This window comes from Asaia krungthepensis NRIC 0535 (assembly GCF_025995175.1).
GTDB classification, from domain to species: domain Bacteria; phylum Pseudomonadota; class Alphaproteobacteria; order Acetobacterales; family Acetobacteraceae; genus Asaia; species Asaia krungthepensis.
Map to the genome: position 1 here is coordinate 17,155 of NZ_BAPV01000005.1, position 25,688 is coordinate 42,842.

Here is a 25,688-nt window from a genome sequence, read left to right on the forward strand (position 1 = left end):
GCATCGCCGCGCTGAAGAAGGGGTTTCATGAAACGCAGGCATAACGCCTTACCGAAGGCACCCACTAATCGCGCGCTCACCCCTGGTCTAGGTTCTGAACGGCAGGCGTGAAGCGGAGAGAAGCTTTTTCCACGCTCATGCCGCAGGAACACGTGTCGAAAAAAGAGGTCTGCATGAACCGCCCCGATATTCTTTGCCATATGATGAGCAGCATCGATGGACGGATCGACACTGACCGATGGACGCTTCCGGCTGACGGTCAGGCGCGCGACACGCTGGTCAACCAGTATTTCGCGCTGGAAGAGAGCTTCGACGCCGATGGATGGATGATTGGCCGGACTACAGCGTCGGCCCATTTTCTCAAGACGGACGATCCGATACCCCAGGGCGCGCGCCTGCTGCCCCGAATGTCCCATATCGCCGCGGCACTCGAGAAAAAACTGGCGATCCTGATCGATCCTTCCGGCAAGCTTCGTCATGAGCGCGCCGATCTGGACGGAGATCCCGTCGTGGCCATTCTGGCCGAGAGCGTGGCCGATGCCTATCTGGAGCATCTGCGTAAGGTGGGGGTGTCCTATTGCTTTGCCGGGGAGGACGGTCACGACCTGCCGGCCGCAATGCGCGCCCTTCATCGCGATTTCGGGCGTCGGCGGCTTCTGCTCGAGGGCGGTGGGCGGATTAATGGTGCGTTTCTGGAAGCAGGGCTGGTCGATGCGATCAGCCTGCTGATCTATCCCGGTCTGGATGGACAAGCTGGCATTGCCAGTGTCTTCGATTACAACGGCACTGCCTCGGCACAACCGGCGCAAGGCCTGAGCCTGCGTCTCGATCATGTGGAAACCCGAGACGCCGGGGTCGTCTGGCTACGCTACAGCGTGCACGGCCCGAGCTAAACGAAACGGGATCGCGCCACTGACATTTTTTTGCGGAAAAGCACCGCTTGTAATCGGATAATATTACCGATTGCGGCGCTGGAAAGACCTGACCTTGAAGGAAGATCTGGTCGGAGTGAGAGGATTCGAACCTCCGGCCCCTGCGTCCCGAACACAGTGCTCTACCAGGCTGAGCTACACTCCGAACCGATGGATGGGGCTATACTGCCTGAAGCGCCCCACCGCAAGGGGGTGAGCGCTCAAAGTCGATGGGTTTGCGCTTTTTCCTCGCGCTTTTTCTCTCGGCCGAGCACGGCCAACGCCTCGGGCACGCTCTGCACCACCTGATAAAGCCCGCGCGCTGAAGGATCAGCCAGCCCCTGCTCGATTGCTGCCTCCAGCGCTGCCACGACATGCACGGCCCAGTTGGCGATATTCACGATCACGATGGGTTTGTCGTGCAGGGAGAGTTGACGCCAGGTCATGATCTCCATGAGTTCGTCAAAAGTCCCCAGCCCGCCCGGTAGAATCAGAAAGGCGTCGGCTTTCGCAAACATCAGGCGCTTGCGCTCGTGCATCGACTCCGTGACGATCAGGTCCGTCACCTTGTCATTCATGACTTCACGATCATGCAGGAAAGTCGGGATGATACCCGTTACCTCGCCACCTTTCCTGAGCGCTGCGTCCGCCACCACCCCCATGAGCCCTACCGCGCCGCCGCCATAGACCAGATGGATGTTTCTCTCGGCCAGCCCAGCCCCCATTTCACGAGCGGCCTCGCCAAAGGCAGGCACAGAACCGTGGCGCGAGCCGCAAAACACAGCGGCGGCAGCGGTCGTCATATGAACTTCTTCCTTACGAATTGACTGAGTGCCATCCTGAGGGAAGGCTTGCCCCCTCACAAGGGGATATAGATCAGGCTCTGGCGGCGCGCTTCAGCCGGAGGACCTGAACAATCCCGAGAAATGTGACGCAAGCCGTGAAGATGAACAGCGCCATATAGCCTGCCGAATGAATGACCAGGCCCAGAAGCGGTCCTGATATACCGATGGCGAGGTCGAGAAAGACCGAGAACGCTCCAAGCGCAGCACCACGATTCTGCGCCCCTGCGCGGTCTACTGCCAGAACACCCAGCGCCGGAAAGACGAGGGAGAACCCGGCCCCGGTGACCGCCGCCCCAAGCGTGGCTGCTTCCGCAGAAGGAAGAAAGGCCAGGATCAGTAGCCCCAGGGTTTCCACCCCCAGTGAGATGAGTGCTACGTTTGTCCCGCCGATACGACCGATCTGACGGGCAAAGACGAAGCGAACAATCACGAAGACCATACCGAATACGGCGAGAGCCTGCGCCGCATCGGGCCAGCGCTCTGCAGCGAAATAGAGCGCAAGGCAGGATGAAATTGCGCCGAACCCGACGGAACCTGCGGCCAGTGCGCAGCCATGGGGCAGGACAAGGCGGAACACCTTGGAAAACGGCATGGCCGGTGCATCGTGCTTGATCGGGGCGACGGCGGGGTAGGCCCGCGCGAGTGCTGTCCCGATGGCAGGCAGAACCGTGGAAACGATGCCCAGCGTCACCAGCCCGCCCCAGCCACCCCCGAGATGAGAGAGCTGCTCGCCAATCGTGGCACCCAATGCAATGCCGCCATAAGAGGTAATGCCGTTCCAGGAGATGACCTGCGCGGTATTGGCGGACCCAACCCGGCGAATATTCCACACGATGGCCGCAGTCGAGGCCCAGCTTTCTGCCCAGCCAAGGGCAAGACGACTGATGAACAGGCACAGGAGCGATACAGGGATCAGGGCGGCGCTCAGCCCCGCAACGAGAAGCAGGAGCCCCGAACCGATACCGAGAGCGAGACCGAGAACCGCGACCGGCTTGGGCCCTTGGGTGTCGATACGCCTGCCCGCAGAAGCGCGGGAGGCGAATGTCGCAAAATACTGCAGAGAGACCGCAAACCCTGCGATGACCGTATTACAATGCAGGACATCGTGCACAAAGATCGGGATCACGGCCATGGGCAGGCCGATCACGACATAGATGATCAAATTGAGGGAGACGACCGGCATGATGCGTCTGGTCGTGGAACGCAGTGCCTGAGCCTGCCCCGCTTCCATCACGATTTCCTTGAAATTGATCGGATACTGAACGGCTCAGCTTTGCCAGCCCAAGCGAGGGCTGTCACCTTGCGTGTTTGTAATCAATACCGGTCGGTGTGGTTCACCCTGCTCCCAAAGCACAGATCACGATGGAGAAAAGAGCGCCCAGCCAGAGGGTGGAAGACGAAAATACTGAGAGCATGACGGCAGATCCTTCGGCCGGAGGGGATGGACTCCTCCAACGCCCCGGCAATGGAAAAAGCTGCTTTAGGACTCACCAAAAAGTGTCAGCTGCGCCTTTTTTTCGCCTTCTTCCTCCTCCGACAATCCGGTCAAGGCCACGCCCATGAGCCTTATCGGGCGTTCCAGAGGAAACAATCCTGCAAGCAGGCCATTGGCCTGCTGATGCATGGCTTCCTCTCGATCGAAGACGGTCGGGTTGGACCTCGTCCGCGTGGTGATCTGGAAATCATTATACTTGAGTTTGAGCACCAGGGTACGACCCGAAATGCCGTTAGCCGCGCATTGGGCCCAGAGCTTGCGGCACAGTCCTTCGAGGATTTGCCGTGCCTGGGGAAGGGCACTCACATCGCTCTCGAAAGTCGTTTCCGTGCCGATAGATTTGCGTATGCGGTCAGGCACCACCGGACGCTCATCGATACCGCGGGCGATGCACGCGTAGAAAGCGGCGCTCTTGCCAAAATGCCGGGTGAGAACATCGAGCGGAATGCTGCGCAGGTCGGCACCGGTGAAGATACCGAGTTTGTTCATTCGCGCGCGCGTGGCGGGACCTATGCCATGAAACTGCTCGACGCGCAGCGAGGCAGCGAAGTCCGGCCCCATGGCGGGCGTAATGACGAACTGGCCATTCGGTTTGCGATAATCCGAGGCAAGCTTGGCGAGGAACTTGTTATAGGAAATGCCGGCCGAGGCGGTTAGCCCGGTTTCTTCCGCAATCGCGCCCCTGATCTGGCGGGCAATATCGGTGGCTGAGCCATGATCCTCATAGCAGTGGGTCACATCGAGATAGGCTTCATCGAGAGAGAGCGGCTGGATGAGCGGGGTGTAACGCGAGAATATCGCGTGGATCTGGCGCGAAACTGCCCGATAGACCTCAAAGCGCGGCGGAACGAAGACGAGTTCGGGGCAATGCCGCAGGGCAGTTCGTGACGGCATGGCGGACCGTACGCCAAAACGTCGCGCCTCGTAGCTGGCGGCAGCCACCACACCACGGCCTTCGCCCCGCCCCACGGCAACGGGACGCCCTCTGAGATGGGGAGCATCGCGCTGTTCTACCGACGCGTAGAAGGCATCCATATCGATATGGATGATCCGGCGCGCATTCCCGTAAGGATCATCCCCTGACATGCCCCCTTTATGCCACCGGTATCAGGAACAAAACAAGATCGCGCAACCGATCTCTCCTTTGCCAGTCGGGAACTTCAGACTGGTCCTGCTGTCTCCGGGTTCCAGGAAGGCGGACAGGCTTCCCGGATCAGCGTGTCCAGAAGATCGATCGCCGGATCGCTGTCATTCAGACAGGGAACGAGGGTGAGTTCTTCTCCCCCGGCCTCGATGAACTCGTGACGCAGTTCGTTGCCGATTTCGTCGAGTGTTTCGATACAATCGCTGATGAACCCCGGCATGATCACCGCAATGCGCGTGATTCCCTGTTCGGGCAGGGCCGTGACGAATGGCGCCGTGTAAGGCTGGACCCATTCCATAGGCCCGAAGCGTGACTGGTAGGTGATCGGCATCTGCTCGTCGCTGAGATCGAGTGCCTTGCGCAGAGCCGCCAGGGTTCGCTCGCAATCGGCCGGATAATAATCGCCCTTATCGACACAGAGCTTGGGCAAACCATGGAATGACGCCACAAGGCGCTGCGGTTTCCAGGACAAGCTCGCCAGATGCTCGCGTACGCTCTTCTCCAGACCGGCGATATAGGCCGGATGATCCGGAAACGCCGGAATGGTCTGGACCGAAGGCTGACGGCGCAGCTTCATGAGCGACCGGAAAAGCTGGTCATTGGCGGTCGCCGTGGTCGTTGCGCTGTATTGAGGATAAAGGGGCAGGAAAAGGATACGGTCGCATCCCTGATCCATCAGTTCTTCAACGGCTTCCGCGATGGACGGCTTGCCGTAGCGCATTCCCCATGCGACCGGGAATCCGGTGCCGAGCCTGATGGCCAGCTTGTCAGCCTGAGAGCGTGTATAGACGCGCAGCGGGCTGGCATCTTCCGTCCTGTCCCAGATACGCGCATAGGCTTCGCCGCTCTTGGAGGGACGTGTCGTCAGAACAACGCCCTGTAGAATGGGCTGCCAGAGGGCCGGAGGCGCCTCGATGACACGACGATCTGACAGGAATTCACCAAGGTAGCGCCGGACTGAGAAGAAGTCCGTACCATCAGGCGTACCCAGATTGGCAATCAGAACGCCGGTTCTGCCCTGGGACGGGACCGGTTGGGTGGGGGTCTTGTTGATGAACGCCATGTCTCTCGATCAGATCGGTGAAGAGGAGAGACAAAGAACCGTTCAGCGGTGATCCGGTTTCCGTTTGACCCGTACCGGCACCATGCGGGGCGCCGGAGCAGAGCGAAGCGCTCCCAGGGCCAGGAGCGCCAGGAAACCGGCGGCAAGCGTGTCGATAACAGGCATTGTCATCTCCGTTCAGGCCCTTGCGGGAGAATCCCGCATTCACCCTTGAACAGAGTTTGGCACTGCGCGTTGCACAAGCAATGCCAAACTTGCTCTGATGACAGAGATGTAATCTTTCGCGGCCGTATCAGGCTCTCGACTTGATCAGATCGAGCGCAATCAGCGCCTCCGCGATCTGAACGGCATTCAGGGCTGCGCCCTTACGCAGATTGTCGGACACGCACCACAGGGCGAGTCCATTCTCCACTGTGTCATCGATACGCAGACGCGACACATAGGTCGCATCCTCGCCGACACACTCGATGGGGGTGACGTAGCCACCGTCATCACGTTCGTCGCGCAGGATCACGCCATCAGCCTCACGCAGGGCCTCGCGGGCGCGGGCCAGATCGACCGGCTCCTCGCATTCGATGTTGATCGCTTCCGAATGACCGATGAACACCGGGACGCGCACGCAGGTTGCGGCGACCTTGATATCGGGATCGAGAATCTTGCGCGTCTCGACCGCCATCTTCCACTCTTCCTTGGTGGAGCCATCCTGCATGAAGCTGTCGATATGCGGGATGACGTTGAAGGCGATCTGCTTGGTGAACTGGGCAATCGTCGGCGGATCACCCACGAAGCTGCCCTTGCACTGGGCGAACAGCTCATCCATGCCATCCTTGCCCGCGCCCGAAACCGCCTGATAGGTCGAGACCACGATACGCTTGATGGTGAACAGGTCATGCAACGGCTTGAGCGCCACAACCATCTGAGCCGTCGAGCAATTCGGATTGGCGATGATGTTACGCTTCATCTTCTTCAGCGCGTTGGCGTTCACCTCGGGCACGACCAGCGGCACATCCGGATCCATGCGGAAATGCGAGGTGTTGTCGATCACGATGCAGCCCGCAGCTGCGGCGCGCGGGGCATGAACGGCCGAGATCGATGCGCCGGGCGAGAAAAGGGCAATATCCCAGCCGGTAAAATCGAAGGTCTCGAGGTTCTGGATTTTGAGGACTTTCTTGTCACCGAAGGACACGTCCTGTCCCGTCGAACGGGCAGAAGCGAGCGCCGCTACTTCTGAAACAGGAAAATCTCTCTCGGCAAGAATGCGCAGGAGTTCACGACCAACTGCACCAGTCGCACCTACGACCGCAACGCGGTAACCCATTATCTCTTTACCCCAGTCAGACTTAGACGGTCACCGCGCGAAAGACAGGCGCTTGAACAGTGCCGACAGGCGATGACGGCGCAGTTCATAGCGCGCCTTGTTATTCGTGGCCATGTAATTCAGCTGTATAGTGTAGCGCGGCCCGACATATTGACGGTGCCCGTGCCAGGTTTTGGGGCCGTTGGGGAAAATCAGCAGTGTCCCGTGGGCGGGCTTCACCTCGACATCATAATCCTCAATGTCATCGGGGCCGTTCAGCAGGCGCAGACATCCTTCCTGAGCTGACCAGGCCGCGCTTTCCGGGTTGAGGTAGAGCAGGATTGTGACGAGCTTCGCTTCGGAGTCACGATGAATGCGCCCGTCCTTCTCGCGCGTGCGTCCGCGCAGTGTCAGCATCGAGGGAGATTTTTCGATCTCCAGGCCGAATTTATCCGCCACGATCTTCTTGAGCTTTGGCCCCTGAAGCTCCCTGGTTAGCGCCTTGACTGTGGGGTGCAGGCTGAGGCCCTCGGGCGGAAACGATCCTCCCGAGCGCATGGCCGGCATCAGATTGATAAGGGTCTGGAGGTCCTCTTCGCGGACGAAGTTCGGAACGACCACATGTCTGAACGGGGCCTCGCTGATCGGGGTCCGTTCAAGGGCTTCATATTGAAGAGCGATCTGTGACATGGATGGCGAGCCTATTCCTGCTCACCTGCGCACACAAGATGCTTCTCACCCCTTCATGCGGTGATGGGGGTGACGCACAGCACTGTTGCGCACGAACTGGGTATAACCCGCCCCGATACGATCGGTGTCGCTGAAGCAGGAGCGCAGTGAAACAGTCCTGCCCGCGCCGTTTTCCTCAACCTGCGCTACCGGCGAGCCTGTATTCTGACCCGGTTCATAGGCTGTGCGAACCAGATGAGGCGCTGTGGAGCAGCGCAGCGGCGCACGGCTGTCGAAGTCCAGATGACGACCTTGCTGTTCAACAGGGCGCTCAGGAGTCGCGTGGGCGCAGGGCATGGCCTGGACCAGTAGCAAAATCGTGACCACCGCGAGTGCGGGCATGCAACGCATGACAGACCCCTCCAAACTGCAATATCGGAACGCTTCGCATTGAGCTAGACCACGAAACGCTCTGGTGCGGAGTCTATAGACGAGGCCGCGGAATGAAAGTTTCGACTCTTTCTCGCCCCGTCTTCAGAACGTACGATTGTGAACTGAAATCGTTCGGAAAAGTTTTATGCTTGTTGCTGATCGGCAAGAGTTTCATGGTTGTTGCCGCCATGAGGGTGCCATTTTAAGTCGATATCCAAATCCGGACGAGACAGCCGGGGAGGGCTGCAAGCATGGGTGAGATCGGTTCGTTACCAACAGCGTTGAACGGGGCCAATACCGTCTATCTGGCTGATTTACATGCCAAATGGGCCGCAGATCCCCGCAGCGTGGACCCTTCCTTCGCCGATCTGTTCAAGGCGCTCGACGCTGAACAGGCCGCCGCCCTTTGCGGTGCAGACCGTGCGGCCTGGGGCGAGCAGGCATCGCTCCTGGAAGCTCGCGGCAAGAGCGCCCCTGCATCACGGCTCGGAACCGAGTTCTCCGCCACCGATCTGCTTTCAAGCGTGGATGACAGTGTGCGCGCCATCCAGCTCGTTCGCGCCTATCGCGTGCGCGGCCATCTGGAATCGCGGCTCGATCCGCTGGGTCTGCAGGTGCCGAAATCCTATACCGAACTCGACCCCGCCACTTATGGCTTTGGCCCCCAGGACCGCGACCGCCCGATCTATCTTGGTCAGATGGTCAGCTCGCTCCTGCCGGAACGCGCAAGCGCCACGATCAACGAACTTCTCGCGGCCCTGCGCCAGACCTATTGCGGTCCGATCGGTGTGGAATACATGCACATCCAGGACGCCGCCCAGCGCCTGTGGCTGCAGCACCGCCTGGAGGGCGATGACTGGCGTCACATGTTCTCCGCCACGGAAAAGAAGACCATTCTGAACCAGCTCACCGAGGCTGAAGGATTCGAGAGCTTCTGTCAGAAGCGCTTTACCGGAACCAAGCGCTTCGGTCTCGAAGGAAGCGAAGTCACCATCCCTGCCCTGCACGCCATCATCGAGCAGTCGGTGCAGCATGGCACGCGCAGCGTCTCTGTCGGCATGGCCCATCGCGGCCGTCTGAACGTGATGGCGAATGTGGTGCAAAAGCCTTTCGCTGCCATCTTCTCAGAATTCGCCGGTGCCTCGTTCAAGCCGACCGATGTGCAGGGGTCAGGCGACGTGAAGTACCATCTGGGGACTGCCGCCACGCTACATGTCTCAAATGAAAAGGTGCGCGTCACCCTTCTGCCCAACCCGTCTCATCTCGAGGCCGTCGATCCGGTCGTGGTGGGGCGTGTCCGCGCCATCCAGGACTCCGAGGGCTGCGTCGGGCTGGAAAACCGCTATCGCCATCTCGGGCTCCTGATCCATGGCGATGCCGCCTTTGCCGGACAGGGCATCGTTTACGAAACCATGGCGATGTCGCAGTTGATTGGCTACCGCACGGGCGGGACCATTCATGTGGTCACCAATAACCAGATCGGGTTCACCACCATCTCGGCCCATGCGCATTCGGGCTTCTACTGCACCGATATTGCCAAGGCGGTCCACGCGCCAATCCTGCATGTGAATGGTGATGAGCCCGAGGCCGCCGCCTATTGCGCGCGGCTTGCAGCCGATTACCGTCGCGAATTCGCGGCTGATGTGGTGATCGATCTCGTCTGCTATCGACGCCATGGCCATAACGAGGCCGACGAACCCGCTTTCACGCAGCCCACCATGTACAAGGCCATCGCGGCGCGTCCGACAACGCGTGCGCTCTATGCCAAGAAGCTGGCCCGCGAAAAAATCATCGATGCCGAGACGGCCGATGACCAGTTCCAGTACTTCCAGGATCATCTTCAGGAACAGTTCGAAGCTGCAAAATCCTACGAGCCGAGCCGAGAGGACTGGCTCGAATGCAATCAGGATCCGTCGCGCCTGTCCGATGAGCCCCTGCGCGAACAGCCCGTCACCGGGATCAGCATTTCCGGCTTGCAGCGCGTTGGCGCTGCCCTGACGCGCATCCCCGAGGACTTCGCCCTGCATCCCCGCCTGCGTCGTGTGATTCAGGCCCGCGGTCAGGCAATCGAGACCGGCAGCGGCATCGACTGGGCGCTGGGCGAAGCCCTGGCCTTTGGCTCCTTGCTGCTGCAGCATCACCCCGTACGCTTGTCGGGTGAAGATTGCCAGCGCGGCACGTTCAGCCAGCGCCATGCTGTGCTCGTCGATCAGCTCAATCAGAGCGATTATGTTCCGCTGAACAATATCGCCGATGGTCAGGCCAGGATCGAGGTCTATAACTCCCTGCTCTCCGAGTTCGGTGTCCTCGGCTTCGAATATGGGTACACGCTGGCTGCCCCGAATTCGCTCGTCCTGTGGGAAGCCCAATTCGGCGATTTCGCGAATGGTGCTCAGGTCATCATCGATCAGTTCATCGCCTCCGGCGAAACCAAATGGCTGCGCACCTCCGGCCTCGTGATGCTGCTGCCCCATGGGTATGAGGGTCAGGGTCCCGAGCATTCCTCCGCGCGTCTGGAACGTTATCTCCAGCTCTGCGCCGAGAACAACCTGCGCGTGTGCAACATCACCACGCCGGCCAATTACTTCCACGCCCTGCGCCGTCAGATCGCGCGGGAATGCCGCAAGCCCCTGATCATCATGACGCCGAAATCCCTCCTGCGTCACAAGGAGGCTGTCTCCGAGCTGGCTGATTTTGGTCCGGAAACGCGCTTTCGCACCATCCTCCCCGAAACCGACGCCTTGCTGCCGGATCAGGACATCACCCGCGTGGTTCTCTGCTCTGGCAAGGTCTATTACGACCTGCGCGCCGCGCGTCGTGACAGCAATCGTCAGGATGTTGCAATCATCCGCCTCGAGCAGCTCTATCCCTTCCCGCGCGATGTGCTGTCGCAGCAGCTCGCCCGCTATCCGAATGCGCGGATCGTATGGTGCCAGGAAGAGTCGCAGAATGGCGGCGCCTGGGCGTTTGTCGATCGACGCATCGAGAACTCGGCCGAGCGGTGCAACCACGCCCATTCTCGCCCAATCTATAGTGGTCGCAAGGCTTCCGCCTCTCCAGCCACAGGCCTCGCGAGCGAGCATCTGGCCGAGCAGGCGGCGCTGGTGAGGGAGGCCCTTGGCCAGGCCTCCGGCTAGAACGTCCCTCCGAAGTCGCCCCCATAACCCCGCGAAAGGGCAGTCAGCCTTCACAAACCTGTCTGATCACGCGGGGATAAAAGGGACATGCCCCTTTGCGGGGTGCGGGGCGGCGCCCAGAGAACGCATCACCTGTCGAGATGCTGCCTTCATCGGGCTCCGCCTCGCACCCCGCCACGAGTCAGTCGTCCTCTGGGAACCAGTGCGAGACACCCTGGAATGGCTGAGGGAGTGATCTTCAGACAGCCTGCGCGAAAAAACCTTGCCTCATCTGAGGGCCGGATGAGCGGCGCAGGCTTTCATGAGATGATGGGTAAACTCTTCGAGCACGGCGTTCCTGATGCGAGGACGTATCCAATAGAGATTCACGGCGATCCGGTTTGACGGATCGATCTCGACCAGACTGCCATTTGCGAGCGCGTCCAGCGCGAGAGACATCGGGTGAAGGGCCCATCCCAGTCCTTCGAGCGTGAAATGCAGCAAGGCTTCGGTAGAGGGCACATGATGCGTCCATGCCGGCAAGGGAGGGTTGCCGTGACAGGCCAGCCACCGGCGTTGCAAGCTGTCATGCTGATCGAAGCAGATACAGGGGGCGGCCTGAAGCGCCTCTGGCGAAAGCCCCTGCGAAAAATACCGATCACGAAAAAGCGGGGTCGCACACGCAATATAACGGAGGGTCCCGAGCCGCACGCTGCGACATCCCGCCACATTCTCGTCCTGTGCGGTGACGGCAGCGGCCACCTCGCCCGATCGGAGACGATCCACGGTCAGACTCTCGTCCTCCACAACCAGGTCGAGGCGAATATTGCGCTCCTGGGCAAAACGGGTGGCAATATCGGGCACCCAGGTCGCGAGACTATCGGCATTCACGGCAAGGCGCAGAGTCGTGACCGGTGTCCCCTCGCGAGAAGGCAATCCGGCATGAGACATGATGCCGTCTTCCAGTTCGCGAACCTTATCGACATGGGCAGCGAGCAGCGCGCCCAGTTCCGTTGCCGTGCAAGGCTGTCCACGTATGATGAGGTGCGCGCCCAGACGCTCCTCGAAACTGCGCACGCGCTGGGAAATGGCCGAGGGCGTGACGCGCAGAGCGCGGGCCGCCGCTTCGAAAGATCCCTCACGGATGACGGCGCTCACGGCACTCAGCGAAGCATAATCGAGCATGATTTAAGCTTTGCTTCATCGGCCTTAGAAGAACAAGTTTTTCTTAGCCTGCTGCCCTACCTATGAGGGGGGCACGTCGACCTGTCTCGCCTCGTTCATGGCTGGCTTCACTTTGTTTGCCTCGCTCATCGGTGCGATAGGCGCGCAAAATCTCTACGTTTTGCGCAAAGGGTTTGAGAAGACCCATACCGGTATGGTCGTGCTGTTTTGTGGTCTGTCCGATAGCGTTCTCATCATCGCCGGCATTGCCCTTGCCGGGTCGGCCCTGACCCTCACGCCCGTCGTCAGCCGGGTTTTCGTTTTGCTCGGCGCGGCTTTTCTGCTCAGCAACGGGATACAGGCTTTACGTCAGGCCTGGAGAGAGGACACCGCCACACTGACGGCAAACGCACCGCCCTCAAGACGCACCACACTGACCACGCTTGCCGCCCTGACCTGGCTCAATCCCCATGTCTATCTCGATACGGTGTTCATCATTGGCACTGCCTCTCTCGGCGTGCCCGATAGCCTGAGGATCTGTTTTGCAGCAGGGGCGATCACGGCGAGCTTCGTCTGGTTTACCGGCCTTGGCTATGGCGCCCGATTATTGCGTCCAGCTCTCCAGTCCACGACCGCCCGTCAGATAATCGATATTGTGACAGGAAGCGCCCTGATCCTGTTTGCCATCAGGCTTGCGCGTCAGGGGCTCGGACCCGCCTTTCAAGGCGCGGGGTGATTTCGCCCATCATGACGCTCCCCTCTCTGATCATACGGCCTGGCAGCGGCAGGCATCCATGACCAGCATCATGACATGGAACGTGCCCCTCTACCGGCGCGGCGCGTTGGATTGCCCGGCCGTGCTCGTCGCCCTGGGGCGCGCAATACTCACTCTTGATTTTGCGAGGCGACACTACGCCATCACCTTGCAGGGCGGCGAGGTGCTGAGGGGCGTGATCCATCGATACTACGCGGGCCGGATCTATCAGTCCTACGGGATGTTCGGTTTCAGCAGCCAGGACACGGTTTTCGTCTTTGGCGAGAACGAGACGTTCTACCCGGGCCGCCTATGGGGCACGCGGGAGAATACCGGGGATCTGGTCTGGCTGGCGGAGACAGGGAAAAGCGGTCCTTTGCTTCGCGCGAGCCGGACGCCAGAACTGCCGGAGGGATTGGCAGAGGGCAGGCGTGATGCCCCGATGGCCTATCTGAGCGGGACGATGATCGCGACGCCTTCGGGTGCGCGTGCGGTTGAAACCCTCACGGTTGGCGAGAGAATCATCGTGTGGCGCGAGGGAAAGGCGCAAAGCGAGGAGATCGTCCGGACGGGGAGCGTGACGTATGAGGTCGATCGCATGCAATCCTGCGAGGACGAAGCCGGATATCCTGTCTGTATCCGAAAGAATGCCCTGGGTGCAGGCACGCCGACGCGTGATCTGCATGTCCATGGCGGGCATTGCGTCCATGTCGAAAACTGCGTCGTACCGGTGCACATGCTCGTAAACGGGGTGACCATTCTCTACGATCGCACGATCTCGTCCTATACCGGTCATCACCTCCGCCTTGCCCGACACGGTCTCATCGAGGCTGAGGGGATGGCCGGCGAAAGCTGGCTCACGACGGGCACTCATCTCGTGTTCCAGAAAGACCAGGCAGACCCGAGTTTCGAGGCTGAGCGGACGCGACCCCTTATCTGGTCGCATGAAGCCTGCGCACCGCTGAATGTGGAGCGCCATTTCGTGCAGGCCCTCTGGGAGCGCCTCTCACCGGTCAGTGCCCGGACCTTCCTGTCCTGGCGTCGCACGACCCACGAGCCCGATCTCCATTTGCGCCAGGTCGATGGCTCCAGGATCTATCCTTATCGCAGACGGGGCAGGACCTATCTCTTTTACCTTCGGGGGACACAACGGCGCTGGTCGCTCTGTTCGCGTCAGGTCCGTCCCTGCGATGAGACAGGGCCTTTCATCAATGACAGGCGCAGATATGGCGTTCTCGTGTCTAACGCGACTCTCTGGACGAGTGCGCGCGTGACCCCACTCATGCTCGATCGTCTGATGGGTGCGCAGGAGGGCTGGTACGAAGCGGAGGGAAAACAGGGATACTGGACCGATGGTGCGTCTCCCCTCGCGCTGGGTGAGGAATGCTTCGATGGGGACGAAGCGATCATCCTGTCGATTACGCTTGCTGCGACGCGTCTCTACCCCGTTCACTTCACGGAAAAACCTACGCATCACATGCACCCGCTCCCCTGATACCGGCTCGGGCCATTCTGGCGCGGCGCCGATCAGTGGTCCTGTGGCGATGGTGGGCACAAGGCAGGATGCGCAGCGCATTCCTGCGTCAGATGACGGGTCAGATCGTCCAGAACCGCACTTTTGAGCCGCGGCAGGATCAGATAGAGCGGCACCTCGAGCCTGTTGTCAGGATCGAGCTCCACAAGCCTGCCCGAGGCCAGATGGGGCGCGGCGAGCGTTGTCGGTTGCAACCCCCATCCGAGACCGCTCAGGGTAAAATCGAGAACGCCCCGGCTCGACGGGACATAATGTGTCAGTGCGGAGAGATGCGTACGGCCGGCATGGTCGAGCCATTGCCGCTGCAGGCTGTCCTGGGCATTCAGGCAGATACAGGGCGCCACATCGATGGCCTCGCCCGTCAGACCTTCCGGAAAATACCGCGCTACAAAATCCGGTCTGGCACAGGCCGCATAATGCATCGCCCCGAGATAGACTGTCCTGCATCCTGGCAGCAGATCATTGCGCGTGGTCACAGCAGCCATCACATCGCCAGAACGCAGAAGATCGGCCGTCTGGGCCACATCCTCGACAATCAATGTGATGCAGATCTCAGCCTTGTTCGCGTAACCCGTCAAGATATCGGGCAACCAGGTTGCGAGGCTGTCAATATTGACTGCAAGCCGCAGGGTGGTCTTCTCGCCACTCTGAAACAGCGCTGCACCTGTCTGCTGGCTGATCTCGGCCTCGAGCAGCTTGACCTTGTCGACATGGGCGCAGAGCATCTGGCCGAGATCCGTCGCGCGGCATGGCGACCCGCGCACGATGACCAGCGCGCCCAGACGTTCTTCAAAGCTGCGTACACGCTGGGACACGGCAGACGCCGTTATCCGCAAGGCACGGGCTGCGCCCTCGAAAGACCCCTCACGGATCACCGCCACAACCGCATTTAGTGCCGCATAATCAAGCATGGGCGTAAGTTATGCTTAAGACCCATAAGAAAGACAAGCTTTTCTTAAGGCAAAGTATCGCCTAGTTTCCCAGCATGTCGCGGGGGTGAAGGTACCGATCGATACTCCAGTCTCGGAAATATCTCACCTTTCCCGGCAAACATATATCGCCATTACATCCCATGATATGGGATTTAGAATCGTTACCACAAAATAATGTTGGGTACAGACCGCTCGCCGGTAAATCATTTTCGGGTAGGAATCATGTCAAACATTCAGAAGTGGACGGTGCCGGGATATTCTTGCACGCTTACCGGCAATCGAACCCCAATTACCTCCCTGGGTGAGGTCACAGTTTACATCGACTTCGATAAGAAGCAGTTCCAGATCAACCTCGCGGATGGCAGCACCATCAGCGGACCCTATAAGGCCCTGCTCAGCGGCTCCATCTATCAAGCCAAAGGGATGTTCGGCTTCTATATCGGCAAGAACTACTACCTCTTTGGCGATAATGCCTCCTTTGCGGACGGTTATCTCGCTTATCCTGCCAGTGGAACCGCTGACATGGTATGGGTTTCCAGCCAGACCGTGTTGAGCGGCCCCCTTCTCAAAAGCTCCTCCGACACGTTCTACTATACCCCCTCGTCCAAGGGTGAGCCGGTAGCCGCCATATGCTATCTGGCGGGTACCCTGATCCTGACTCCTTTGGGCGAACGGGCCATCGAAACCCTGCAGCCCGGGGATGAGGTTCTTGTGAGACGCGCGGGGACGGCACGACCAGAGACGATCCGTTGGGTTGGGTCGGCGCATCAAGATGTCGATGCGCATGAGACTCATGATGATCGCGCCGGATACCCGGTGCGCCTGCGTGCACACGCCCTCGGCATAGGCCTGCCGCATCGCGATCTGTATATCACGGCGGAGCATTGCCTTTATCTCGACGGCTGTTTTGTCCCTGCGCGCATGCTGGTCAATGGCGACACCATCGCCTACGACAGATCGAAATCGCGCTTCGATTATTTTCATATCGAACTCGAAACGCATGGCATCATCCTGGCCAATGGCGTCGAGAGCGAAACCTATCTCGATACAGGTAACCGCCTCGTGTTCGCACAGAGCGCAATCGAGGGCCCAACACTCCGGCGCCTGCCCGAAACGCTCTCCTGGGCAATACATGCCTGTGCACCCCTGAATGTCGAGCCGGGTTTCGTTCGGGGCCTCTGGGAGCGATTTGCGCCTGCTTCGCCCAAAATATCCGTCCCGGCCCGACCCACTACCACCGATCCCGCGCTCCATCTGGCACGCAAGGATGGGACGGTCCTCGCTCCTTATCGTCGTAATGGTCAGACCTATCTCTTCAGGCTGACCGCCCCCCTGGCACGTATCGTCTGCGCTCGCGTCACACCCGTCCCTGCGACGAGACCGGCCCATTCCTTGATGACCGTCGTGAATTCGGCGTGCTGGTCTCGTCTCTCATGCTCTGGACCGGCACAGGCACAACCCTGCTTTCTCTCGATGACTGCGCCGCATCGCATGACGGCTGGCATCGTGAGCGCCGAAATGACGGGGTATGGACGACCGGCGATGCCGAACTCAGACTGGATGAGACGGCTTTTGAGGGTCTGGGCGACGTCATCCTCTCGGTGAGGGTGGGTGAGGCACGGCTTTACCCGCTCCATCCCGGCGAATGGCCGCTTCTCCCTGTCACGGCGATCAGCGCGCACTGATGATCGGAGGTTGTCTTCCTCCCCTCGACACCGTTGGCAAGACAACCGGGGACAAGACAACCGGGGCGAGACGCCGTATCCATTCTTTTAACGAAACGAGATTCCGATGAGACGCATGATACGCCCCTGGCTGTCCCTGAGCCTGCTGGCCCTTTCTCCGATAGCGTCGACACGGGCAGACACGCTGGATGACAGGATCGAAACCGCCTTCGCCCCTCTCGTCAGCCGCTATGATGTGCCCGGCCTGGTCATCGGCGTCACGCAAGACGGCGTGCATCATTTCTATGCGACAGGCCTCGCCTCACGCGCTGACAAGCGCCCCGTAACGCCAGATACGCTCTTCGAACTCGGCTCCATGAGCAAGATCTTTACGGCAACCCTCGCGGCCCTGGCCGTGGAACGGGGGAAGATGGCGCTAGGCGACACAGTGGCGCATCATCTATGCAACGACCAATGCAGGATCGGTAACGACCTGACCCTGCTCGATCTGGCGACGCATCATTCAGGCGGCTTGCCTCTGCAGGTGCCCGAGACAATCCACGATATCAACGGTCTGATCGCCTGGCTGAAAACCTGGCAGCCGCCAGAGCCCGGAGCGCGTAGCTATTCGAATGTCAGCATCGGCCTGCTGGGCTTCATCTCCGGGCAGTCGCTCGGTCTGCCTTATGCCGAGGCTGCCCAGACGATCCTGTTCCCCGCCCTGAATCTCCACCATACATGGATCCAAGTGCCCCATGACGACATGGGGCACTATGCGTACGGGTATGACCGCAAGACGGATGCGGCCATCCGTGTACACCCCGGCGTTCTCGCCGATGAAGCCTATGGCGTGAAATCGACAGCGCGCGACATGCTGGCGCTTCTGGATGTCGAACTCGGGCTGGGCCATCCGCCCGCCGAAATTGGCAGGGCGGTGGCGCTCACCCAGAAAGGGCGCTTCCTGACCGCGTTTTTCACACAGGATATGATCTGGGAGCATTACCCCTGGCCGACGCCCCTGCAGCCGATGATGCTCGGGAATGGCTATGATTTCATCCTCAAGCCGCAGCCGGTCAAGGTACTGAGCCTGGACACGCCGCAGAACAACGCCGTGATCTTCAACAAGACCGGTTCGACGGACGGGTTCGGCGGGTATATCGTCATGATTCCCAGCCGCAGGATCGGCATCATCATGCTGGCGAACAGGAATACCCCGAACGAGGCACGCGTTCAGGCTACCTACACATTGCTCCGGGCGCTTCTCAGGAAATAGATGATCCGGGGCAGCGCCAGACGCCCCAGAGCAAAGGCTGAGAACCTGAAACCGGACGGGATCCACTCAGCAGCGAATGAAGGCCCTCAGAGATGCAAGGCCTGATCGAAGGCGCCCAGAGCGGCTTCCTTCAGTGCTTCCGAGAGCGTCGGATGGGCATGACACGCCAGCGCCACATCCTCGGCGCTCGCCTTGAACGTCATGGCCAGCGTGGCTTCGGCAATGAGTTCGCCCGCGCAGGCCCCCAGAATATGGACGCCAAGGAGGCGATCCGTCTTGGCATCGGTCAGAACCTTGACGCCGCCATCCGTTGCTGCGATGGCCCGGGCGCGTGCGCTCGCCATGAAGGGGAAGCTGCCGCTCTTGTAAGCAACGCCCTCCTGCTTGAGCTGCTCCTCGGTCTTGCCGACCATCGCGAATTCCGGCTGGGTATAGATGACCGAAGGAATGGCGTCATACGGCACGTGCCCGATTTTTCCGGCCAGTTGCTCAGCCAGAGCCAGCCCCTCCTCCTCGGCCTTGTGGGCCAGCATGGGCCCGGCGATCACATCGCCAATCGCATAGATGCTGGGGCAGGACGTCCTGAAATGTCCGTCCACGGGGATGCGACCGGCCTCATCCGTATCGATGCCGACCGCGCCCAGGTCGAGCCCCTGTGTGTAGGGCTTGCGACCGATCGCAACCAGAACGACATCGGCTTCGAGCGTCTCGGTCTCTTCCTTGCCGACTTTCTGCACGGTCAGGGAAAGCGCGTCGGAGCCGGTTTCCACCCGGGTGACGCGGGTGGAGAGACGGAATTTCAGCCCCAACTTCTCCAGCGCACGCTGGAACTGACGGCCCAGACCGCGATCGAAACCGGGCGCGATATGATCGCCATATTCGATCACCGTCACCTCGCTGCCGAGACGCTTCCAGACGCTGCCAAGTTCGAGCCCGATCACCCCGGCCCCGATGACCGCCAGACGCTTCGGCACGGCCTCAAGGCTGAGTGCACCGGTCGAGGACACCACACGTTTTTCGTCGAAGGCAAGACCCGGCAGGGCCGCAGGTGCGCTGCCCGTTGCGATCACGATGGAACCTGCCGTGACCGTCTCTCCGTTGATCGTGAGGCTGTGCGGCCCGGTGAGTGCCGCCTCACCCACACGGAAGGTGACCTTGTTCTTGCGGAAAAGGAAGCCGATCCCTTTCACGGTATCGCCTACCACGCGCTCCTTGCGGGCCATCATCTGGCCGAGATTGAGCACTGGCTTGACGTTGTCGATCCCCAGCCCGGCGAATTCCGTCTCGGCCTCATGCAGACGCTCGGAACTGTGCAGCAGGGCCTTGGAGGGAATACACCCGACATTCAGACATGTGCCGCCCGGCGTTTCACGACGGTCGACGCAGAGCACCTTCAGCCCGCGCTGTGCCGCCTTGATCGCACAGACATAACCGCCAGGGCCCGCGCCAATGACGGCCAGATCGAATTCATGAGTCTCCGACATGGCGGTCTCTTTCGTTTCAGACATCGAGAAGCAGGCGACGGGGGTCTTCCACATACTGCTTGATGCGCACCAGGAAGCTCACAGCCTCGCGGCCATCGACCATGCGATGGTCATAGGAGAGCGCAACATACATCATGGGACGGATCACCACCTGGCCATCCACGGCTACGGGGCGGTCCTGAATGGCATGCATGCCCAGAATGCCCGATTGCGGCGGGTTGAGAATGGGGGTGGAGAGAAGCGACCCGAACACCCCGCCATTGGTGATGGAGAACGTACCGCGCGAGAGTTCGTCGAGCTTCAGCGTTCCGGCACGCGCCCGCGTACCGTAGTCATTGATATTACGCTCAAGTTCGGCAAAGCTCATCTGGTCGGCATCATGCAGCACCGGCACGACAAGACCGCGCTCGCTGCCCACGGCAATGCCCAGATTCACGAAGCGGCGATAGATGATCTCCTCGCCCTCGATTGTCGCGTTGATGGCCGGGAATTCCTGCAGCGCCTTGATGCAGGCACGCGCAAAAATGGACATGAAACCCAGCTTCACGCCATGCTTCTTCTCGAAAATCTCGCGATATTCAGCCCGCAGCGCCTTGGCAGCGCTCATATCCACCTCGTTGAAGGTGGTCAGGATGGCGGCCGTGTTCTGAGCATCCTTGAGGCGGCGCGCGATAGTCTGGCGCAGACGCGTCATGGGCACGCGCTGTTCGCGGCTGTCCTGCTCGCCCTTGCCCAGCAGCGCGGCCAGAGCAGCGGCCATGGCGGGAGGGGGCGAGGCCGCCTGCCCTGTTGCCGGCGTTTGCGGGGCCGAGAGCGCAGGGGCAGACGCAACGGGCTCCGGTCGGGGTGCGGCGGCAGAGGAAACCTCTTCGTTGCGAGGAGCAGCTGCTGCCGACCGCGCCATTTTCGCCATCACGTCGCCCTTGGTCACGCGCCCGTCGAGACCCGTGCCCTGAGTCACGGTGTCGGGTGCGATATGGGCCTCAGCCATCAGGCGCGTCGCAGCAGGCATCGGGTCATGCGACGTTGATGGTGCAGCTGGCGGGGTCTCGGGCTTCGGGGTCGGGGCGCTTTCTGCCTTCGACGGAGTGGACGCACTGGGCGTTCCCTTGGGGTCGAGCGTGCCAAGCACACTGCCCACGGCAACTTCCGCACCCGCTGCCATTAGATCACCACCCAGAACGCCTGCCTGCGGGGCGGGCACCTCCACGCTGATCTTGTCGGTTTCCAGTTCGACCACCGGCTCATCTGCCGACACTGCCTGACCGGGTTGCTTGAGCCAACGGGTTATTGTTGCCGAGGTGACACTCTCACCGAGTACCGGCACCCTGATCTCGACCGACATCATCTCTCCCTTTGCCCGTTAGGACTTCTGTCGTGCGTCTGTGCGACCGACTATAGACAGGCGACCATAGACAGGAACAGTGGCCATGCCTACTCCGCCTGCATTCATGGCCGGACTGCAGAAATAGAGAGGGCGACGCCGTTTTGTCAGGTCATCCCCCATACAAACAGGTTTCTTCAATGGGGTTTCACCCGATTGTGACGCGACAGCTTGTCAGGCCCGGCGCTTTCATCGGCACCTCGATACGCCTGAAATCCAGGTCTGACCGGCATCCTCTCCGGGCATCGCCTCTCTCCGGCGTCCTTTTTCCTTCCGGTTCGTTAAGACGCTCATCACGCTCTTCCATAAGGTCCGTTAATCCATGGTTTCTGGCATGTATCTCGGTATCGATCTCGGCACTTCCGGCATCAAGGCGGTGCTGGTCGATTCCACGCAGAAAGTCGTTGCGGCCCATACCGAAAAACTGGAGGTCAGCCGCCCACATCCGGGATGGAGCGAACAGAACCCCGAGGACTGGTACGAGGCGACATTGCGCGCGCTGGATGCCCTGCGTGAAACCCACCCGGCCGAACTCTCTGCGGTGCGTGGCATAGGCCTGTCCGGACAGCAACACGGCGCTGTACTTCTGGGCGAAGGCGGCGAGGTTCTGCGCCCATGCCTGCTCTGGAACGACACACGCGCCGAGACCGAATGCTCCCTTTTCGAGCATCGCTTTCCATTATGCCGCCAGATTACCGGCAATATCGCCATGCCGGGCTTCACGGCCCCCAAGGTTCTCTGGGTGGCGCGTCACGAGCCGGAGATCTTTGCGCATGTCACCCATGTGGTGTTGCCCAAGGCCTGGCTGCGTTTTCGCATGACAGGCGCGCTGATCGAGGACATGTCCGATGCCTCCGGCTCACTCTGGCTCGATACAGGGCGCCGCCTCTGGTCGGATGCCGCGCTCGAAGCGTCCAATCTGCGTCTCGCCGCCATGCCCGAACTCTGCGAAGGCTCTGCCCCCGCCGGGCAACTCAATCCTGACCTGGCCACACGCTGGGGCATGACGGAATCCCCGATCTTTGCCGGAGGCGCGGGTGATAATGCTGCGGGCGCGGTCGGGCTTGGGGCGATTCATACGGGCGACGCTTTCCTGTCCCTCGGCACATCCGGTGTTGTGTGGGTGACGACCGATAGTTTTCATCCCGGCGGCAATCATGCCATCCATTCATTCTGCCATGCCGTGCCGGATCAGTGGCATCAGATGGGGGTCACGCTCTCGGCGGCGGCCTCTCTCGCCTGGTGGTCGCGCGTGACAGGCATGGATGAGAAATCGCTCCTCGCCGAGTTGCCACAAGCTCCTGAGGCCCCCTCCCCGGTGCTGTTCGCGCCTTATCTCTCCGGCGAACGAACCCCCCATAATGACGGCACAGTACGCGGCGGATTCATGGGGCTGACCCAGGACACGACCCGTGCCCAGATGACGCAGGCCGTTCTCGAGGGCGTGGCGTTCTCTTTCCGCGATGCCCTTGAGGGTCTGGCAGAGTCCGGCACTGTCATCACGCAGGCCGATGTGATTGGCGGCGGATCGCGCAGCCCTCTCTGGACGTCGATTCTGGCAAGTGTGCTTGGGATCACCCTGCACCGGTTGGCCAATGGCGAGCAGGGCGGTGCATTCGGAGCAGCCCGTCTCGCCCGGCTTGCCGTCACCGGCGAAGCTGTTGCGGAAGTCTGCCTGCCCCCCGAGCGCGTGGCCTCCATTGCCCCGGATGATCGTCTGAGCGGGCCCTATCGTCAGGCCTATGCGCGGTATCGCGCTCTTTATCCGGCCCTGAAATCCATTCCCTGACCAAGCGACTGCCTGGAAACCACGGGAGTGAGAACGGCCGTATCCTTCGAAGGAAAGACGAGGCGCCTTGCAGCCCCGGCCTGGCCCGGCGAGCGACATTCATGAAGCACCAGGTCAGACCCTCAACCGCTCAGGGTGCAGGGCTGACGCGCTTGATGAAGCGGTCGAGCACTGCGAGGCCACCATTCTCGATCAGGGTGGAATGCGATCCCTGCTGTGTCGTCCAGATCTGCTTGGGCTCAGGGGCAGCGTCGAATACCGCAAGGCTTTCGGACGGAGGAACCGTCTTGTCCTGCAGCGTGCGCATGACAAGAAGCGGCATCTTGAGGCCGGGAATGCGGCTCAGCGTGTCGAACGGGTTTCTGAGCAGCAGATGGACCGGCATGTAGGGATAACGCGACGCCGCGACATCGGCGATGCTGGTATAGGGTGCATCCAGCACTAGCCCCGCTGCGGGAAAATCCAGCGCCGTACGCAGGGCGATGTTCGTCCCCAGGGACTCGCCATAAAGAATGATCCGGTCAGGGGCGATGCCTTCAGCCGCAAGAAACCGCATGGCTGAGGCGGCATCGAGCACCAGCCCCGCCTCGCTGGGTTTGCCTGGATTGCCTGCATAGCCGCGATATTCGACCGCAAGCAGGCCCGTATCCCGCTGCGCATCCCCCTGGGTCATCAAGACGAAGCGATGGGCGCGGGACGTGATCGATCCTGCATTGCCGTGCAAGTAGACAATGACCGGCCCGTCCTGGGCAGGCGCATGGTAATAGGCTTCAAGCGCCAAACCATCAGCTGTGCGGAGCGTCACGAAAGTCGTACCCGGGATCAGGGAAGATGGATTCGCAAGCGGCGTCGATTCGGCCGGAAAAACCAGACGGTCCTGCCGCAGATACAGAAAGGCTGCGAGCGCGAGATAAAGAGCGATGGCAAGGCCGAAGGCAATCGCGAGGTATCTGATCAAGGTTAAGGGTCTCGGAACGTTTTTGGCGTAGACGCGTAGTCAAGAAGATGTGACGCTTCCGTAACCCGATTGTCGAGAGCCAGATCAATGAAATATTTATGGCCCATACCGCTTCTCTTGGCATTTCTGGCAGCGGCAGTCATGGCGCAGGCAGCGGACAACAACCCGACGAAGCCTTTGCGCAGCTATCAGCATCTCTGGACCGATACGAATGGCATAAGCCATGTCGCGCGATGCCCGGTCTCGAATTTCTTTCTCAAAAGCATGTCGCCACCGGCGGGACCGCAATGGCAAGACCCCATGGAGCCCCAGACCGCCACGGTGATGATGACCGTTCAGCCGCGCCACTGGAATGGAGCATGGCATCCCGACCCCAAGCCGCAATGGATCATTCCGCTCAAGGGCCGCTGGTGGGTGCGCGCAATGGACGGAACGCGTGTGGAGATGGGCCCGGGAGATATCCTGTTCGGCGAGGATCAGGACGTGCGCCCCATGACCGATGGCCCTTATAAGGGCAAGAAAGGCCATGATGCGGGCAATGTGGGCGACGACGAAGTGACGCTTCTGGTCATCCAGTCCGCCAATCCGCCCGAACGCAACAAACCCTGCCGTTATCACTGATCGCGCGCGCTCTGCCTCCAGCCGCACGACGCCGTATCGCGTCACGCCATGACTTCATGGCATAAGCGCGTCATGACCAAGCGTGTGATCACCTCGATCGATGTTGCCCGCCTTGCTGGGGTGTCCCAGTCGGCCGTCTCCCGTGCCTTTTCCACCACCGCCAGCATTTCTCCCGCCACGCGGGAGAAGGTGTTCAAGGCGGCAGAAGCGCTCAATTACAAGCCCAACCGTATCCCCTCGATCATGCTGACAGGGCGTTCGGGCATGATCGGCATCATCGTGGGTGGGCTGCGCAACCCGCTTTACGGCTCGGCGCTCGAGCAATTATCGGCGGGAATACGCGAGGCTGGCTTTCAGGTGCTCCTGGTCCAGGTCATGGACACGGTCACGCTCGAAATGGCGCTGGACACTCTTGCAGGATATCGCGTGGATGCGCTGATCACCGCATTGGCGATCGGCTCGGAAGACACGGCTGCCGCGCTCTCGGCTCTGAATATCCCGGTGATCTGCTTCAACTCGGCCCTCATCGGTCCGGGAATTTCGTCGGTACGCTCCAATAACTTCGACTCAGGACGACGCGTTGCAGCCCTCATGCAGGAATGGGGGGTCGAGCGCCCCTACTGGCTGGCGGGTCCGGTCGTCAATGCCGCGTCACGTGCCCGTCGGGCAGGGTTTCTGGAAGGCTGGGGGGCGAAAAAACTGAGCGTGACCGAACTCCAGGGCGATGACCATTACGACTCTGCGTTCAGCGCCGTTTCCGAAGCCCTGCGCGCGGGACACAGACCCGACGGATTATTCTGCAGCAATGACTTGATGGGCTGTGGCGCGCTGGATGCGCTCAAGGATACAGGCGGCATGAGTTGCCCCGAGGATGTGGTGGTGGTCGGTTATGACAACATCCCGCAAGCCGCCTGGCATTCCTATCAGCTCAGCAGCTTCGATCAGCGCCCCGACGCACTGGTTGCAGCCTCGCTTGATATCCTTGCCCGCTCACTGTCAGCTCCGGATGAGCGCCTGTCGGAAACCCATGTGATCGAGGCCGATCTCGTGCTGCGACGCAGCACGTCCCGCACGCTCGCTCCTTAAAACCGTCTTCATGGTGCAACCCTTGCTGTGTTCGTCGCTTTTCTGCATAGCTATGCAAGTTTAAGCGCGACCC

At 60.7% G+C, this 25,688-nt stretch carries 22 protein-coding genes and 1 tRNA gene; 9 read left to right on the plus strand and 14 right to left on the minus strand.

Going from position 1 to position 25,688, the window contains the following annotated elements; genetic code table 11:
• The first annotated feature begins 173 nt into the window (after positions 1–173).
• Positions 174–893, plus strand: a complete 720-nt coding sequence (locus tag AA0535_RS04655) for a dihydrofolate reductase family protein (protein WP_264814743.1) — start codon at positions 174–176, stop codon at positions 891–893.
• Positions 894–1,000: 107 nt separating this feature from the next.
• On the opposite strand, the gene AA0535_RS04660 is transcribed toward AA0535_RS04655, so the two are convergent.
• From AA0535_RS04660 to AA0535_RS04700, 9 genes are all read right to left on the minus strand, one after another.
• Positions 1,001–1,077, minus strand: a tRNA-Pro gene (locus AA0535_RS04660).
• A 55-nt stretch (positions 1,078–1,132) separates the two neighbouring features.
• Positions 1,133–1,714, minus strand: coding sequence for an LOG family protein (locus AA0535_RS04665; RefSeq protein ID WP_264814744.1), 582 nt, complete (start codon positions 1,712–1,714; stop codon positions 1,133–1,135).
• Positions 1,715–1,787: 73 nt separating this feature from the next.
• A complete protein-coding gene (locus AA0535_RS04670) occupies positions 1,788–2,987 on the minus strand; it encodes an MFS transporter (protein WP_264814745.1) in 1,200 nt (399 codons plus the stop codon).
• Between the two features lie 249 nt (positions 2,988–3,236).
• On the minus strand, positions 3,237–4,337 hold the full coding sequence (dinB, locus tag AA0535_RS04675) for a DNA polymerase IV (protein WP_264814746.1): 1,101 nt from the start codon (positions 4,335–4,337) through the stop codon (positions 3,237–3,239).
• A 74-nt stretch (positions 4,338–4,411) separates the two neighbouring features.
• Complete coding sequence (hemH, locus tag AA0535_RS04680; protein ID WP_264814747.1) at positions 4,412–5,458, minus strand: ferrochelatase; 1,047 nt, start codon at positions 5,456–5,458, stop codon at positions 4,412–4,414.
• Between the two features lie 42 nt (positions 5,459–5,500).
• Positions 5,501–5,623 carry a hypothetical protein gene (locus AA0535_RS04685; RefSeq protein ID WP_264814748.1) on the minus strand — a complete coding sequence of 41 codons (123 nt, stop codon included), beginning with the start codon at positions 5,621–5,623 and terminating at the stop codon, positions 5,501–5,503.
• 127 nt (positions 5,624–5,750) lie between these two features.
• On the minus strand, positions 5,751–6,776 hold the full coding sequence (locus AA0535_RS04690; RefSeq protein ID WP_264814749.1) for an aspartate-semialdehyde dehydrogenase: 1,026 nt from the start codon (positions 6,774–6,776) through the stop codon (positions 5,751–5,753).
• A 30-nt stretch (positions 6,777–6,806) separates the two neighbouring features.
• Positions 6,807–7,445 (minus strand): 2OG-Fe(II) oxygenase family protein, encoded by a 639-nt coding sequence (locus AA0535_RS04695; RefSeq protein ID WP_264814750.1) that lies wholly within the window; start codon positions 7,443–7,445, stop codon positions 6,807–6,809.
• A 45-nt stretch (positions 7,446–7,490) separates the two neighbouring features.
• Positions 7,491–7,835: a hypothetical protein gene (locus AA0535_RS04700; RefSeq protein ID WP_264814751.1), complete on the minus strand. Its 345-nt coding sequence runs from the start codon at positions 7,833–7,835 to the stop codon at positions 7,491–7,493.
• A gap of 272 nt (positions 7,836–8,107) precedes the next feature.
• On the opposite strand from AA0535_RS04700, the gene AA0535_RS04705 reads away from it, so the two are divergent.
• Entirely contained in the window at positions 8,108–10,993 is a 2,886-nt protein-coding gene (locus AA0535_RS04705) for a 2-oxoglutarate dehydrogenase E1 component (protein WP_264814752.1), read from the plus strand.
• A 267-nt stretch (positions 10,994–11,260) separates the two neighbouring features.
• On the opposite strand, the gene AA0535_RS04710 is transcribed toward AA0535_RS04705, so the two are convergent.
• The gene (locus tag AA0535_RS04710) at positions 11,261–12,157 is read right to left on the minus strand and encodes a LysR family transcriptional regulator ArgP (protein WP_264814753.1); all 897 of its coding nucleotides are present in this window, start codon (positions 12,155–12,157) and stop codon (positions 11,261–11,263) included.
• 97 nt (positions 12,158–12,254) lie between these two features.
• On the opposite strand from AA0535_RS04710, the gene AA0535_RS04715 reads away from it, so the two are divergent.
• Together AA0535_RS04715 and AA0535_RS04720 are read left to right on the plus strand one after the other, a co-directional pair.
• The gene (locus tag AA0535_RS04715) at positions 12,255–12,872 is read left to right on the plus strand and encodes a LysE/ArgO family amino acid transporter (RefSeq protein ID WP_264814754.1); all 618 of its coding nucleotides are present in this window, start codon (positions 12,255–12,257) and stop codon (positions 12,870–12,872) included.
• Positions 12,873–12,930: 58 nt separating this feature from the next.
• A complete protein-coding gene (locus AA0535_RS04720; RefSeq protein WP_264814755.1) occupies positions 12,931–14,385 on the plus strand; it encodes a Hint domain-containing protein in 1,455 nt (484 codons plus the stop codon).
• A 32-nt stretch (positions 14,386–14,417) separates the two neighbouring features.
• Here AA0535_RS04720 and AA0535_RS04725 read toward each other — a convergent pair whose 3' ends face one another.
• The gene (locus AA0535_RS04725) at positions 14,418–15,335 is read right to left on the minus strand and encodes a LysR family transcriptional regulator ArgP (RefSeq protein WP_264814756.1); all 918 of its coding nucleotides are present in this window, start codon (positions 15,333–15,335) and stop codon (positions 14,418–14,420) included.
• 243 nt (positions 15,336–15,578) lie between these two features.
• Between AA0535_RS04725 and AA0535_RS04730 the strand changes: the two genes are divergently transcribed.
• On the plus strand, positions 15,579–16,961 hold the full coding sequence (locus AA0535_RS04730; protein ID WP_264814757.1) for a Hint domain-containing protein: 1,383 nt from the start codon (positions 15,579–15,581) through the stop codon (positions 16,959–16,961).
• A gap of 186 nt (positions 16,962–17,147) precedes the next feature.
• Complete coding sequence (ampC, locus tag AA0535_RS04735) at positions 17,148–18,293, plus strand: class C beta-lactamase (RefSeq protein ID WP_264814758.1); 1,146 nt, start codon at positions 17,148–17,150, stop codon at positions 18,291–18,293.
• 86 nt (positions 18,294–18,379) lie between these two features.
• On the opposite strand, the gene lpdA is transcribed toward ampC, so the two are convergent.
• Together lpdA and odhB are read right to left on the minus strand one after the other, a co-directional pair.
• Positions 18,380–19,801, minus strand: coding sequence for a dihydrolipoyl dehydrogenase (gene lpdA, locus AA0535_RS04740; protein ID WP_373319277.1), 1,422 nt, complete (start codon positions 19,799–19,801; stop codon positions 18,380–18,382).
• On the minus strand, positions 19,794–21,122 hold the full coding sequence (gene odhB / locus AA0535_RS04745; RefSeq protein WP_264814867.1) for a 2-oxoglutarate dehydrogenase complex dihydrolipoyllysine-residue succinyltransferase: 1,329 nt from the start codon (positions 21,120–21,122) through the stop codon (positions 19,794–19,796). Before odhB ends, lpdA begins: the two co-directional genes overlap by 8 nt.
• A 373-nt stretch (positions 21,123–21,495) precedes the next feature.
• Here odhB and xylB point away from each other — a divergent pair, with 373 nt between their 5' ends.
• Positions 21,496–22,950 (plus strand): xylulokinase, encoded by a 1,455-nt coding sequence (gene xylB / locus AA0535_RS04750; protein ID WP_264814868.1) that lies wholly within the window; start codon positions 21,496–21,498, stop codon positions 22,948–22,950.
• A 130-nt stretch (positions 22,951–23,080) separates the two neighbouring features.
• On the opposite strand, the gene AA0535_RS04755 is transcribed toward xylB, so the two are convergent.
• Positions 23,081–23,908, minus strand: coding sequence for an alpha/beta hydrolase (locus AA0535_RS04755; RefSeq protein ID WP_264814760.1), 828 nt, complete (start codon positions 23,906–23,908; stop codon positions 23,081–23,083).
• 141 nt (positions 23,909–24,049) lie between these two features.
• Between AA0535_RS04755 and AA0535_RS04760 the strand changes: the two genes are divergently transcribed.
• On the plus strand, positions 24,050–24,529 hold the full coding sequence (locus AA0535_RS04760; protein ID WP_264814869.1) for a cupin domain-containing protein: 480 nt from the start codon (positions 24,050–24,052) through the stop codon (positions 24,527–24,529).
• A gap of 48 nt (positions 24,530–24,577) precedes the next feature.
• Positions 24,578–25,615: a LacI family DNA-binding transcriptional regulator gene (locus AA0535_RS04765; RefSeq protein WP_264814761.1), complete on the plus strand. Its 1,038-nt coding sequence runs from the start codon at positions 24,578–24,580 to the stop codon at positions 25,613–25,615.
• Positions 25,616–25,688: the final 73 nt, after the last annotated feature.

Bases quoted from the DNA above. Each gene is read 5' to 3' on its own strand.
- AA0535_RS04655 (WP_264814743.1), top strand. From the start codon at position 174: ATGAACCGCCCCGATATTCTTTGCCATATGATGAGCAGCATCGATGGA.
- AA0535_RS04665 (WP_264814744.1), bottom strand. From the start codon at position 1,714: ATGACGACCGCTGCCGCCGCTGTGTTTTGCGGCTCGCGCCACGGTTCT.
- AA0535_RS04670 (WP_264814745.1), bottom strand. From the start codon at position 2,987: ATGGAAGCGGGGCAGGCTCAGGCACTGCGTTCCACGACCAGACGCATC.
- dinB (WP_264814746.1), bottom strand. From the start codon at position 4,337: ATGTCAGGGGATGATCCTTACGGGAATGCGCGCCGGATCATCCATATC.
- hemH (WP_264814747.1), bottom strand. From the start codon at position 5,458: ATGGCGTTCATCAACAAGACCCCCACCCAACCGGTCCCGTCCCAGGGC.
- AA0535_RS04685 (WP_264814748.1), bottom strand. From the start codon at position 5,623: ATGCCTGTTATCGACACGCTTGCCGCCGGTTTCCTGGCGCTCCTGGCC.
- AA0535_RS04690 (WP_264814749.1), bottom strand. From the start codon at position 6,776: ATGGGTTACCGCGTTGCGGTCGTAGGTGCGACTGGTGCAGTTGGTCGT.
- AA0535_RS04695 (WP_264814750.1), bottom strand. From the start codon at position 7,445: ATGTCACAGATCGCTCTTCAATATGAAGCCCTTGAACGGACCCCGATC.
- AA0535_RS04700 (WP_264814751.1), bottom strand. From the start codon at position 7,835: ATGCGTTGCATGCCCGCACTCGCGGTGGTCACGATTTTGCTACTGGTC.
- AA0535_RS04705 (WP_264814752.1), top strand. From the start codon at position 8,108: ATGGGTGAGATCGGTTCGTTACCAACAGCGTTGAACGGGGCCAATACC.
- AA0535_RS04710 (WP_264814753.1), bottom strand. From the start codon at position 12,157: ATGCTCGATTATGCTTCGCTGAGTGCCGTGAGCGCCGTCATCCGTGAG.
- AA0535_RS04715 (WP_264814754.1), top strand. From the start codon at position 12,255: ATGGCTGGCTTCACTTTGTTTGCCTCGCTCATCGGTGCGATAGGCGCG.
- AA0535_RS04720 (WP_264814755.1), top strand. From the start codon at position 12,931: ATGACCAGCATCATGACATGGAACGTGCCCCTCTACCGGCGCGGCGCG.
- AA0535_RS04725 (WP_264814756.1), bottom strand. From the start codon at position 15,335: ATGCTTGATTATGCGGCACTAAATGCGGTTGTGGCGGTGATCCGTGAG.
- AA0535_RS04730 (WP_264814757.1), top strand. From the start codon at position 15,579: ATGTCAAACATTCAGAAGTGGACGGTGCCGGGATATTCTTGCACGCTT.
- ampC (WP_264814758.1), top strand. From the start codon at position 17,148: ATGAGACGCATGATACGCCCCTGGCTGTCCCTGAGCCTGCTGGCCCTT.
- lpdA (WP_373319277.1), bottom strand. From the start codon at position 19,801: ATGTCTGAAACGAAAGAGACCGCCATGTCGGAGACTCATGAATTCGAT.
- odhB (WP_264814867.1), bottom strand. From the start codon at position 21,122: ATGTCGGTCGAGATCAGGGTGCCGGTACTCGGTGAGAGTGTCACCTCG.
- xylB (WP_264814868.1), top strand. From the start codon at position 21,496: ATGTATCTCGGTATCGATCTCGGCACTTCCGGCATCAAGGCGGTGCTG.
- AA0535_RS04760 (WP_264814869.1), top strand. From the start codon at position 24,050: ATGGCGCAGGCAGCGGACAACAACCCGACGAAGCCTTTGCGCAGCTAT.
- AA0535_RS04765 (WP_264814761.1), top strand. From the start codon at position 24,578: ATGACTTCATGGCATAAGCGCGTCATGACCAAGCGTGTGATCACCTCG.